We start from the raw sequence: 12,580 nt of genomic DNA, 5'->3' as shown, positions 1-12,580 counted from the left end.
ACATTTAATTAACAAGTTTACCTGTTTTATATATCACAAACTTTCTAAATCAATTAAATGCGCAGCAGCTTGTTTTAATAGCACCGTTTTTTGCTCTTCGGTTTGTCGGTCCCAGTTTTTATAAACCATGCCTATACGCGGGTTTTTCTCTAATTTACTGCGGTGGGTGTGCATAAAGTTCCAGTACAGACTATTAAGGGGACATGCTTTTTCTCCCACTTTTTGTTTAACATCGTATTGGCAACGCTTGCAATAATCGCTCATTTTATTAATATAGTTTCCGCTTGCTGCGTAGGGTTTTGTAGCAATAATGCCATCATCGGCAAACTGGCTCATTCCTCGAGTATTAGGCATTTCTACCCACTCTATTGCATCTATATAGACACCTAAATACCAATTATCTACGTCATCAGGATTAATTCCCGTGAGCATACAAAAGTTTCCAATAACCATTAAGCGCTGAATATGATGCGCGTATGAGGTTTCTAAACTTTGTGTAAGTGTGTGGCTTAAACAATTCATTTTAGTAGAGCCAGTCCAAAAATAGGATGGCATCTTATTATTGGCTTGTAGTTGATTTTTAGTTGCGTAGTCGGGCATGTTAACCCAATAGATGGCGCGTACGTATTCTCTCCAACCCAGTATTTGCCTTATAAAACCTTCGACTTGTGAAATGGATATTTCGCTGGGTCTTTGTTTATATTCAGTAATTACGCGTTTAATTACATAAAGCGGGTGTAGTATTTTTGTATTTAAAGCAAATGATAAACGGCTATGGTAAAGGCTAGTATTATGCTTACTCTGGTCAGTCATAGCATCTTGAAATTTGCCAAAATTAACGAGCAAATATTCACAAAAGTAATCAAGGCTACTAATTGCTTGCTTTCGCGTTGTTGGCCAAGTGAGTTGATTATCTATACTGCCAAAATAAGCGACTTTATGTTTGTTTAAGCGAGATATAATTGACTTTACATCATTAGTAAATAGCTTTGGAGAGGGGATGTCGTGTATGTCGTTCTTAGAAAATTTATTTCTGTTGTTACTATCAAAATTCCATTTACCTCCTTCAGGCTTACCGGAGTCCATTAAAATATCAAACTGCTTGCGCATATCGCGATAAAAATGCTCCATCGTTACATGTTTATTTTTTACAAAGCGTTTTTTAATTTGTGAAAAGGGGAACAAAAAATGTTCGCTATCCACAGCCCTCACACTTAGCATATGCGTTTTTTTAAATTGTTCTAATTGCGAGTGAAGTCTAAATTCATCAGGGTATTGATACTCTATTACCGAGCATTGGTATTGTTTTGCAATACGGTTAAGCAAATCGGGTAAATTGTTGTCGTTACAAGTCTCATCTAAGGTTAAATGCAATACATTAAAACCAGCCTGGCTTAACGCTGAAGCAAAGTTTTCCATAGCATGGAAAAAAGCACATAATTTTTGGATATGGTGTTTAACATAATGAGTTTCTTGTGCAAGTTCAGCAATAATATAAAGGGTTTCATTATCTTTTTGTTTAAACCAAGAATGCGATGGGTTTAGTTGGTCGCCCAAAATAAGCCTGAGTGTTTTATAGTGTTTCATACTTAGAGCCAAATATATTTAGTACGCCAAAGTGTCGTAAAACGATCTTTTAAAGGTGTTGTAGTACCGCTTAATTATGCGTGGAGTTTTACAATAGCTGGTGTTTTTAATGCTCGATGAGCTAATTCTAAAAAGGTATTGAGCTTTGCTGGTTTTATAAGGGGCTGTTTTTTTACTACTTAATGAAGCTTAACCGGCTCATTATAAACTTGAGTGTTGTTATGCTTAGCTTATATGTATTTCAATACCTACTTATATATAAGCGCATTTGTTATAAAAGAATGAGCAATAAATACAGGTTCTAATTGGTATTATTTTTTGTTTTGCTTATTCGTTGTTGAAGTGAAATAACGTTACTTATATTGAAAAGTGAACTGTTAGTGCAGTTTTCAAAAAAGGTTAGAAATTCTTGCCATGCGGTTTGGCTTTGTAAGCAAAAATGCTGACCAAGATGAGCTTCTAAAGTAGCGTAAAAAATATCACACAATATTTTAATATCAGTTTGCTGAATATTACGTTTATTTAGGTGTTCTAAATAATGTGTTAAAAAAGGAGTGACAGAAGATGGATTATCTAAATGTTTAATTATGCGCTCTAGCACGCAGTAAAACGTATAACTTTTTTCGTTGAATTGATTTGCAGTTGGGTAATTCATTACAATACCTGATTCTGCTAATTTACGATGAAAGCGTGCTGTAAAAGCATGGAAATTCGGCTTAACAATCTGTAGGCTTTTTAATAATACTGATTGGTTTGTGTTCATTAAATGCCTCTTTGCATTAAGTGTGATTGTGATTGTTATTGCTTTCGTTGCTTTTATTATAGCTAGAGAAGTTGAAACCGCACGGGTTTATTGGCTTAAATAGAGGGTTTAATTAATAAGTTACTGATTTTATTTATTTTGTTTTTGTTAATGAGATTGATTATCTATTCATTGGGATGGCTGTTTAATATTTACTTCAATGCTACGATTGGGGTTGTTGATCTTTGAGGATTAAATCTGTTTTACCTAAGGACAGCGTATGTTTGGCATTTATGCTGTGCTATCGCTTATTTGTGAGGAATAACCACACATGATCGACACAGCCTTGCGTAGAAGCTAAACGGGTGCTTTAAATTTAGGCTCGCAAGATAATGAGGCCCTAAAGGTTATTACAACAAATGTTAATTTGTAATACATTAAATTAACAACTTGACGAATTGCAAATTTTATAAACTTATTAGTTATTATGGTTGCTAATTATCCCGCACATCCTTATAATAGCCGCCATTGTTTAGTGTGTTGTATAACCGCTAACAGCGATATTAAATTAAGATTTAATATCTATTGGCGCGGGATGGAGCAGTCTGGTAGCTCGTCGGGCTCATAACCCGAAGGTCGTCGGTTCAAATCCGGCTCCCGCAACCAATTCTACTAATAAGTGTAAGCTTATTAATTTATATCGCGCATTCTAAGTAATGCGCGTTTTGCGTTTAGGCTAATGTAGTTTAATTTGGTCAGTTACTGACTCGCAACCAAGCTCGGCCCTCGGCCACACAGTTTTATGCTTTATTGGTGTGACGCCCCGCTTGGTTCGGGGCGTTGTTGTATCTGCACCTTTCGATTTATGGCTTTTGTCATCAAATCAAAACTTAAACTCAGTATTTTAGGGCTATAAGCCCTTTTTTTGTTTGTATGGAGGATTTTCGTGACAAAACTTGAACAAGATTTAGTAACCATGTTATCGCCAGCGGTAGAAATGTTAGGCTTTGAATTACATGGTCTTGAGTTTGTACAAGCGGGTCGCCATTCTACCTTAAGAGTGTATATTGCTCATGAGGATGGGATCTCAGTTGATAACTGTGCGGATGCAAGTCGCCAAATTAGTGCGATTTTAGACGTCGAAGACCCAATTACAAATGAATATGATTTGGAAGTATCGTCTCCTGGTGTTGATCGTCTATTATTCAAACAAGATCATTACGAGCAGGCGCAAGGAGAGGAAGTACGCGTGCGTACCAAACTTCCACAGGATGGTCGCCGTAATTTTAAGGGCGACTTAGTAGCAGTTAGCAGCGATATGATCACACTATCTAGTGATGGTGCAGAGCATCTAATCATGCTTAGTAACATCGAACGTGCGAATTTAATCGCTAAGTTTTAAATTCGAGTGCGAAGGAATAGGGCAAGCGAGGCATTACCCATGGCAAAAGAGATATTATTGGTTGCTGAAGCCGTTTCCAATGAGAAAGCGGTTCCAAAAGAAAAGATTTTTGAAGCTTTAGAGTTCGCATTAGCGACAGCGACAAAGAAAAAGCATGATGGCGAAATTGAAGTACGTGTAGCAATTGACCGTAAGACCGGCGATTACGATACGTTCCGTCGTTGGCAGATTGCAGCAGTATTAGAAGATGGTTCTTTAGAGAACCCATACAGCGAAATTACGTTAGAAGCTGCGCAGGTTGAAGAACCTGATTTGCAGATGGGCGATTACGTTGAAGAGCAAATAGATTCAATTAAATTTGACCGTATAACTACGCAAATGGCTAAGCAAGTAATCGTACAAAAAGTACGTGAAGCTGAGCGTGCTTTAGTAGTCGATGCATACAAAGATCAAGTTGGTGAGTTAGTAACCGGTGTTGTTAAAAAAGCAACACGTGATTCTATCGTTCTTGATTTAGGCAATAACGCTGAAGCTGTTATCTACCGTGATGATATGCTTCCACGTGAAAACTTCCGCCCGGGTGACCGTATCCGTGGCCTTTTATACGAAGTTAAGCCTGAAGCTCGCGGCGCACAATTATTTGTAACGCGTTCTAAGCCTGAAATGCTAATGGAGCTATTCCGCATTGAGGTGCCAGAAATTGGCGAAGAAATGATTGAGTTACGTGCAGCTGCGCGTGATCCAGGTTCTCGCGCTAAAATTGCAGTTAAATCTAACGACAAACGCATTGACCCAATTGGTGCATGTGTCGGTATGCGTGGCGCACGTGTTCAGGCTGTATCGTCAGAACTTGGCGGCGAGCGTGTTGATATCGTTCTTTATGACGATAATCCAGCGCAGTTTGTTATTAATGCAATGTCACCTGCAGAAGTTGCTTCAATCGTAATGGATGAAGACACTCACTCAATGGATATTGCAGTTGATGCAGATAACCTAGCACAAGCGATTGGTCGTAATGGTCAAAATGTTCGTTTAGCAAGCCAACTAACAGGTTGGGAACTAAACGTAATGACTGTTGAAGACATGCGTACTAAAAATGAAGCTGAATCAGATAAGTTGCTTAACTTATTCACTGAAAATTTAGAAATTGATGATGAGTTTGCATCATTACTTATAAATGAAGGTTTCTCGACACTTGAAGAAGTAGCGTACGTACCAGCATCTGAATTTTTAGAAATTGATGGCTTAGACGAAGAAACAGTTGATCTGCTGCGCTCACGTGCAAAAGATGCATTAACAACTAAAGCACTTAAAACGGAAGAAAGCTTAGAAGGCGCAGAGCCGGCTGAAGACTTACTTGCGCTTGAAGGCTTAGAGCGTCACTTAGCATTTGTTATGGCAAGCAAGGGTGTTGTTACACTTGAAGACTTGGCAGAGCAAGGTATTGACGAATTAGTTGATATTACAGAACTTTCATCTGAAAAAGCGGGTGAACTAATTATGGCTGCACGAAACATTTGTTGGTTTGCAGACGAGTAATTTATTAACGGAGGTATTACACACTATGGCAGAAGTAAATGTTGAAAAACTAGCCGGCGATATAGGTACAACTGTTGATAAATTGCTACAGCAGTTTTCACAAGCAGGTATCACTAAGCAAGCAACTGATAATGTAACAGAAGCTGAAAAAGCAACGTTACTTGATCATTTAAGCAAGCATCATGGCGGTACAGGTTCAGATGGTCCAGCGCGTATGACTTTACAACGTAAGAGCAAAAGCACATTAAGTGTGACTGGCTCTACGGGTAAAGCTAAAGCTGTTCAAGTTGAAGTTCGCAAAACACGTACGTACGTGAAAAAAAGCGCAATGGAACAAGAGCAAGAGCAAGCACGCCTAGCCGCTGAAGAAAAAGTACGTCTTGAAGAGCAGCAAAAAGCTGAGCAAGAAGCCGCAGAATTAAAAGCGAAACAAGAGGCAGAGCGCAAAGCGAAAGAAGACGCTGACCGTAAAGCCAAAGAAGAAGCTAAACGCAAAGCAGATGCAGAGCGTAAAGCGAAACAAAAGCAGATGACCCCAGAGCAAAGTGCTAAGTCTGAGAAAGATCGCATAGAAGCTGAGCGTCTGCAAAAAGAAGCAGAAGAGGCCGCATTGAAGAAAGCTGAAGAAGAAGCGAAACGTCAAGCAGAAGAAGCAAGAAAGCTAGCTGAAGAAAACTCGGCACGCTGGAAGAAAGAAGAAGAAGAGCGTAAGAAACGCGAAGAAACAGCGGATCACCATCTTACGACTTCTACTTACGCACGTGAAGCAGAAGATGTTGCCGATGCTCGTGATGAGCAAGGTACACGCCGTGCTAAGAAAAAGAAAAAAGCGCCAGCAAAAGATAAATTTGCAGCGTCAAGAGGCCGTAACAAGTCTAAGTTAAAAGCACCAGCATCGCTGCAGCATGGTTTCCAAAAACCAACTGTTGATGTTAAAAATGAAGTGCGTATTAGCGAAACAATTACAGTAGCTGAGCTTGCATCACGCATGGCTGTTAAAGGCGCTGAAGTTGTAAAAACAATGATGAAAATGGGTGACATGGTTACCATTAACCAAGTGATTGACCAAGAAGCTGCACAATTAGTTGCAGAAGAAATGGGTCACAAGGTTATCATTGTTAAAGAAAACGAATTAGAGCAAACAGTACTTAATGACCGCCATGAAGATGGTAAGTCAGAGCCACGTGCTCCAGTAGTAACTGTTATGGGTCACGTTGACCACGGTAAAACATCGACTCTTGATTATATTCGCTCTGCAAAAGTTGCTTCAGGCGAAGCCGGTGGTATTACACAGCATATTGGTGCATACCATGTTGATGTAAACGGCAATATGATCACGTTCCTAGATACACCAGGACATGCTGCATTTACATCAATGCGTGCTCGTGGTGCTAAAGCGACAGATATCGTAATCCTAGTGGTTGCAGCAGATGATGGCGTTATGCCACAGACTAAAGAAGCGGTACAGCACGCACGTGCAGCTGGCGTTCCTTTAATCATTGCTGTAAACAAAATGGATAAAGAAGGCGCAGATCCAGATCGCGTTAAAAACGAACTAGCTGTACTTGACGTTATTCCAGAAGAGTGGGGCGGCGATACGCAGTATGTTCATATCTCAGCTAAAACTGGTTTAGGTATTGACGACCTTCTTGAAGCTGTGCTTATGCAATCTGAGCTTTTAGAATTAACTGCACCTACTGAAGGTATGGCTGCAGGTGTTGTTATTGAATCTCGTCTTGATAAAGGCCGTGGTCCAGTAGCATCAGTACTTGTTCAATCTGGTACGCTTAACCAAGGTGACATTGTATTATGTGGTCTTGAGTATGGCCGTGTTCGTGCAATGCGCGATGAAAACGGTAAAGACATTAAATCTGCTGGTCCATCTATTCCAGTTGAGATTTTAGGTCTTTCTGGTATTCCAGCTGCGGGCGACGAAGCGACTGTTGTTAAAGATGAGCGTAAAGCGCGTGAAGTTGCTTTATACCGTCAAGGTAAGTTCCGCGATGTTAAGCTAGCACGTCAGCAAAAAGCTAAGCTTGAAAACATGTTTACTAACATGACTGAAGGCGATGTTTCTGAAGTTAACGTGGTACTTAAAGCAGACGTTCAAGGTTCTATCGAAGCAATCTCTGATTCACTAACTAAGCTTTCTACTGATGAAGTAAAAGTGAAGATTGTTGGTTCAGGTGTTGGTGGTATTACTGAGACTGATGCAACCCTAGCTGCAGCGTCTAACGCAATTGTAGTTGGCTTTAACGTTCGTGCTGATGCTTCTGCTCGTAAAGTGATTGATACTGAAAACTTAGACCTTCGTTATTACAGCGTAATTTATGCCTTAATCGAAGAAGTTAAGCAAGCCATGTCAGGTATGCTAGCGCCAGAGTTTAAACAAGAAATCATTGGTCTTGCTCAAGTTCGTGACGTATTTAAGTCTCCAAAAATTGGCGCAATTGCTGGTTGTATGGTTACTGAAGGTGTTATCAAACGTAGCGCTCCAATCCGTGTACTACGTGAAAACGTGGTTATCTATGAAGGTGAGCTTGAGTCACTTCGTCGCTTTAAAGACGATGTTGCTGATGTTCGTAACGGCATGGAATGTGGTATCGGCGTTAAGAACTACAATGACGTACGTGTTGGTGACCAAATCGAAGTATTTGAAACAGTTGAAGTACAACGTACTCTATAATTGTTACTAGGGTGTATTGAACGCTTAAGGTTAACGCCCGGGCGTTCTACACGCTCTACGCTAAGATTTTAAATGGGGGCTTAGCCCCCATTTGCATATCCATTATTTAGTTAACTTATTATTTAATTTCAATAAGTTATTATTTTAGGACAAGTATAATGAGAGAATTTTCTCGCACTGATCGTGTTGCACAGCAAATCCAAAAAGAAATTGCTGTAATTTTACAACGCGAAATTAAAGATCCACGCTTAGGTATGGTGACAGTGTCAGCGGTAGAAGTATCGCGCGATTTATCTTATGCCAAAATTTTCATTACTGTGTTTAACACACAAGATGAAGATGCAGCAAAGCAAAGCGCAAAAGTACTAAATGAAGCAACGGGTTATATTCGCTCGTTACTTGGTAAGCGTATTCGTGCACGTATAATGCCTGAGTTAAAGTTTGTTGTTGATAACTCATTAATGGAAGGTATGCGTATTTCTAATTTAGTGGATTCTATTATCCGCGAAGATAACGCAAAGCATGTTGATGAAGACGTAGAAAGTGTTGATGCTGATGAAGTTTTAGATAGCGAAGAAAGTACTGAGCACGTAGACGATACAGATAGCGAAGAAGGCACTGATACAGATGGCAAAGCGCAGTAAAGGCCGTGCAGTTGACGGTATTTTGTTGTTAAACAAACCGCAAGGCATTTCATCAAATAAAGCTCTGCAGCAAGCAAAAGGTGTTTATTTTGCGCAAAAAGCTGGGCACACAGGTGCTTTAGATCCACTTGCTACAGGTATGCTGCCAATTTGTTTTGGTGAAGCGACTAAGTTTACGCAGTTTTTACTCGATACAGATAAAACCTATATCGTTCGTGCACAACTGGGTGAGCGTACAACAACATCAGATTCTGATGGCGAAATTGTTAGCACTAAAGATGTGAACGTAACGCGTGAACAGCTAACAAAAGAAATTGCTGCTTTTGTTGGTGAGTCTGATCAATATCCGTCAATGTACTCGGCACTTAAGTATCAAGGTAGACCGTTATATAAGTACGCTCGCGAAGGTATTGAAGTACCTCGCAAATGCAGAAAAATAAACGTGTTTAGCTTATCGTTTGACGAATTTGATGAACAAAGCAACGTATTACAAATGACGGCTCATGTATCTAAAGGGACGTACATTCGTACAATCGTTGACGATTTAGGCGAAAACCTAGGCTGCGGTGCACACGTTATTATGCTCCACAGAACCGCTGTTGGTCAGTATCCGGCAGATAAAATGGTATCGCTTGATGAAATTGAAGCATTACTTGCTAAAGCGAAAGAAGAAGAGCTTGCGCCTTCGACTTATTTAGACTCGTTGTTATTACCTATAGACACTGCTTTAACTGATTTACCCGTTGTTGAAATCACAAAAGAACAAGGGGGAATTTTTAGTCACGGGCAAGCTGTAGAATTACCAATCGCTTTACCTGATGGTGCAATTAAAGTTGTTGCGGATAATATATTTATTGGTACTGGTGAGCGCAACTCAAATGGACATTTAAAGGTTAAACGTGGTCTTGCTAGCCAGCAAGATGATTACGTAAAGCCGGAATAAGCAACTAATGTGCCCAGTAGTGGCTTATTAGTTGTAGATGGGGATAATTAACTTGTAGTTATTCCCACAGTTGGTAGAATACGCCCGCTTAATCGTTTTGGCTGAATTAGTGATCGGCTAAGACACCTTTTAAATTTAATTTTTGGAGTTACTATGTCACTAAGCAATCAAGAAAAAATCGATATCATTGCTAAATTTGCACGTGCAGAAGGCGATACAGGTTCATCAGAAGTACAAGTAGCATTACTTACTTATGATATCAACAAGCTTCAAGGTCACTTTGCTGATCACAAGCATGACTTCCACTCACGTCGTGGTCTGCTTCGTAAAGTAAGCACTCGCCGTAAACTACTTGATTACCTTAAAGGTAAAGATATCACTAGTTATACTGCACTAATCAAAGAACTTGGCCTACGTCGCTAAGAACTAGATTATAGAAAAAGGAGCTTTTTAGCTCCTTTTTTTGTGCCTGAAATTTGTGTTTTTAAATTAAGAAAATTCTTAAACCTATTGAATTGCAATATAAAACCCCCATTTCATAGCTTACCAAGAGCTATTGTATTTAACCGCTAAAATAAGCCCAGCTGAAATCGAGTAGTTAGATTGAACAAATTTCAATCCGCAAAGAACAACACACCCTAGACTCGCATTTTGAAGTAGCTTTGGTATATACTATGCGCGTAGATAAAAAGGTTTATCTACGCTTATCCACATCATTGCCAATTGTAGTACTTAATTGATTTCCAACTGAATACAATTATGTACTGTAATTGGTACTTTGATGACAACTTATTAGAATACATTTAAGGAATATTTTAAGTGCAAGCAATTATTAAAGAATTTCAACTAGGTCAACACACAGTGACACTAGAAACTGGTGCAATCGCTCGTCAAGCAGACGGCGCAGTACTAGTAAGCATTGGCGATACTTCAGTTTTAGTAACTGTTGTAGGTAAGCGTGAAGCACAACCAGGTCAAGACTTTTTCCCATTAACGGTAAACTACCAAGAGCGTATGTACGCTGCTGGTCGTATCCCAGGTGGTTTCTTAAAGCGTGAAGGTCGTCCTAACGATGGCGAAACACTTATTGCACGTCTTATTGACCGTCCAATTCGTCCACTTTTCCCAAGCGGTTTTGTAAACGAAGTACAAGTTATTGCAACTGTTGTTTCTGTTAACCCTGAAATCCAACCAGATATGGTTGCGATGATTGGTACTTCAGCAGCACTTGCTATCTCTGGTATCCCGTTCAGTGGCCCAATTGGTGCAGCTCGCGTTGGTTACATCAACGGCGAATATGTACTTAACCCTACATTAAAAGAGCTTGAAGAAAGCCAACTTGATTTAGTGGTAGCCGGTACTGATAAAGCGGTACTTATGGTTGAATCAGAAGCTAACGTACTTGCTGAAGACGTAATGCTTGGTGCTGTTGTATATGGTCATGAGCAATCTCAAGCGATCATCACTGCAATCGAAGAATTTAAAGCGCAAGCAGGCAAGCCTACTTGGGATTGGACTGCACCTGAGAAAAATGTTGCACTTGAAGATAAAGTAGCAACTATCGCTGCTGATAAGGTAGGCGCAGCTTACTTAATCACTGATAAAGTAGCGCGTAAAGAAGCACTTGGCGAAGCGAAGGATGAAGTTGTTGCAGTATTAACAGCTGAACTTGCTGAAGGCGAGTCTTTAGACAAGCAAGAAATTGGCAAAATCTTCGGTTCACTTGAGAAGAAAATCGTTCGTGGCCGTATCGCTGCTGGCGAAAAACGTATCGATGGTCGTGAACCAGATATGATTCGTGCACTAGACGTAATGACTGGCGTATTACCGCGTACTCACGGTTCTGCTATCTTTACACGTGGCGAAACTCAAGCGTTAGTAACAGCGACACTTGGTACAGAACGTGATTCACAGTTAATCGACGATTTAACGGGTACTCATAAAAACCACTTTATGCTTAACTACAACTTCCCTCCATTCTGTGTAGGTGAAACTGGTTTTGTTGGTTCTCCTAAGCGTCGTGAAATCGGCCATGGTAACCTTGCTAAGCGTGGTATTTCAGCTGTAATGCCTACACTTACTGAGTTCCCTTACTCAATCCGTGTAGTATCTGAAATTACTGAATCAAACGGTTCTTCTTCAATGGCGTCTGTTTGTGGTACTTCACTAGCACTTATGAACGCGGGTGTACCAATTAAAGCATCTGTTGCTGGTATTGCGATGGGTCTAGTTAAAGAAGACGAAAAATTCGTTGTTCTTTCTGACATTTTAGGTGATGAAGATCACTTAGGTGACATGGACTTTAAAGTTGCCGGTACTGCTGCGGGTATTACTGCACTTCAAATGGATATCAAAATCGAAGGTATCACTCAAGAAATCATGCAAATTGCGCTTAAACAAGCAAAAGCTGCACGTTTACATATCTTAGAAGTGATGGATGAAGCGATTTCGGCTCCTTCTGAAGAGCTATCAATGTTTGCTCCTCGCATATACACAATGAAAATCCCACAGAAGAAAATCGCTGAAGTTATTGGTAAAGGTGGCGCAACTATTCGTCAGCTTACTGAAGAAACTGGCACAACGATTGAAATCGGTGACGACGGTACAATTAAAATTGCCGCTACAGATGGCGAAAGTGCAGCTAATGCGATTAGCCGTATTGAGCAATTAACAGCTGAACTTGAAGTAGGTACTATCTACGAAGGTAAAGTTGTACGTATCGTAGACTTCGGTGCGTTTGTAAACATTCTTCCTGGTAAAGATGGTCTAGTACATATTTCTCAAATTAGTACTGAGCGCGTTAATAACGTGGCTGATCACCTTTCTGAAGGTCAAGAAGTTAAAGTTAAAGTACTAGAAGTAGATCGCCAAGGCCGTGTACGTCTAAGTATTAAAGAAGCAATGGAATCAGCAGCACCTGCAGCTGACGCGCCAACTGACGCGTAATTGCTAATACTTCATCCAGATATTTACTGGATAATATAAAAGAGGGGCTGTTTAGCCCCTTTTTTTATGCTTTAATGAGGCTAATTAAATT

Annotated in this window: 9 protein-coding genes and 1 tRNA gene; 8 read left to right on the top strand and 2 right to left on the bottom strand. The window is 40.0% G+C overall.

Annotated elements, in window-relative coordinates:
• Nucleotides 1-33: 33 nt before the first annotated feature.
• Both LOS73_RS15815 and LOS73_RS15810 read right to left on the bottom strand, forming a co-directional pair.
• Nucleotides 34-1,587, bottom strand: a complete 1,554-nt coding sequence (locus LOS73_RS15815; protein WP_457933959.1) for a cryptochrome/photolyase family protein — start codon at nt 1,585-1,587, stop codon at nt 34-36.
• A 301-nt stretch (nt 1,588-1,888) separates the two neighbouring features.
• Entirely contained in the window at nt 1,889-2,350 is a 462-nt protein-coding gene (locus LOS73_RS15810) for a globin (RefSeq protein WP_007378506.1), read from the bottom strand.
• Between the two features lie 568 nt (nt 2,351-2,918).
• Here LOS73_RS15810 and LOS73_RS15805 point away from each other — a divergent pair.
• The 8 genes from LOS73_RS15805 (at nt 2,919) to pnp (ending at nt 12,489) form a co-directional block, all read left to right on the top strand.
• A tRNA-Met gene (locus LOS73_RS15805) sits at nt 2,919-2,995 on the top strand.
• Between the two features lie 280 nt (nt 2,996-3,275).
• A complete protein-coding gene (rimP, locus tag LOS73_RS15800; protein WP_007378505.1) occupies nt 3,276-3,731 on the top strand; it encodes a ribosome maturation factor RimP in 456 nt (151 codons plus the stop codon).
• A gap of 39 nt (nt 3,732-3,770) precedes the next feature.
• Entirely contained in the window at nt 3,771-5,270 is a 1,500-nt protein-coding gene (nusA, locus tag LOS73_RS15795; protein ID WP_007378504.1) for a transcription termination factor NusA, read from the top strand.
• Nucleotides 5,271-5,295: 25 nt separating this feature from the next.
• On the top strand, nt 5,296-7,956 hold the full coding sequence (gene infB / locus LOS73_RS15790; RefSeq protein WP_007378503.1) for a translation initiation factor IF-2: 2,661 nt from the start codon (nt 5,296-5,298) through the stop codon (nt 7,954-7,956).
• A gap of 158 nt (nt 7,957-8,114) precedes the next feature.
• The gene (gene rbfA, locus LOS73_RS15785) at nt 8,115-8,600 is read left to right on the top strand and encodes a 30S ribosome-binding factor RbfA (RefSeq protein ID WP_007378502.1); all 486 of its coding nucleotides are present in this window, start codon (nt 8,115-8,117) and stop codon (nt 8,598-8,600) included.
• The gene (truB, locus tag LOS73_RS15780; RefSeq protein ID WP_033028531.1) at nt 8,584-9,543 is read left to right on the top strand and encodes a tRNA pseudouridine(55) synthase TruB; all 960 of its coding nucleotides are present in this window, start codon (nt 8,584-8,586) and stop codon (nt 9,541-9,543) included. The genes rbfA and truB overlap by 17 nt, the downstream gene beginning before the upstream one ends.
• 153 nt (nt 9,544-9,696) lie before the next feature.
• Nucleotides 9,697-9,966 (top strand): 30S ribosomal protein S15, encoded by a 270-nt coding sequence (rpsO, locus tag LOS73_RS15775; RefSeq protein WP_002958490.1) that lies wholly within the window; start codon nt 9,697-9,699, stop codon nt 9,964-9,966.
• 396 nt (nt 9,967-10,362) lie between these two features.
• The gene (gene pnp / locus LOS73_RS15770) at nt 10,363-12,489 is read left to right on the top strand and encodes a polyribonucleotide nucleotidyltransferase (protein ID WP_007378500.1); all 2,127 of its coding nucleotides are present in this window, start codon (nt 10,363-10,365) and stop codon (nt 12,487-12,489) included.
• Nucleotides 12,490-12,580: the final 91 nt, after the last annotated feature.

This window comes from Pseudoalteromonas sp. SCSIO 43210 (assembly GCF_054133285.1).
This window is presented reverse-complemented; position numbering and strand designations above follow the sequence as displayed.